Genomic DNA, 433 nt, shown 5'->3' with positions numbered 1-433 from the left:
TGGCCGCCTGCCTGGCGGCCGGCGCCTCCCCGATGGCCGCCGCCGCGTCCGTGGGAGCGGCCCTGGACGGTCCGCTGGCCACCGCGCTGCGCCGTGCCTCCGCCGAACTGGCGCTGGGCGGCGACCCCGTCCTGCTGTGCGTGGTGGGCGGCCTGATCATCACCGCCCTGGCGGCTCCGCGCCCCGGCCGCCGGAAGTCGCCCCGGCGGGCCGGGGGACACGGCGCCGTCGGGCGGGCGCCGGCCCGCCGACGGGGATCGGGCCGGGCGCGGTCCGATCCCCGGTTGCCCGAGGCCGCCGGCCTGTTGGCCGCCTGCCTGGCGGCCGGCGCCTCCCCGATGGCCGCCGCCGCGTCCGTGGGAGCGGCCCTGGACGGTCCGCTGGCCACCGCGCTGCGCCGTGCCTCCGCCGAACTGGCGCTGGGCGGCGACCC

1 pseudogene is annotated in these 433 nt (G+C 82.7%); it reads left to right on the top strand.

Features of this window, described 5'->3' with window-relative positions:
* Nucleotides 1–433 (top strand): annotated as a pseudogene (locus tag FOE67_RS28340) (hypothetical protein); the annotation flags it as partial.

It is taken from the genome of Streptomyces calidiresistens (genome assembly GCF_014141525.1).
Taxonomy (GTDB): Bacteria; Actinomycetota; Actinomycetes; order Streptomycetales; family Streptomycetaceae; genus Streptomyces; species Streptomyces calidiresistens.
This window is presented reverse-complemented; position numbering and strand designations above follow the sequence as displayed.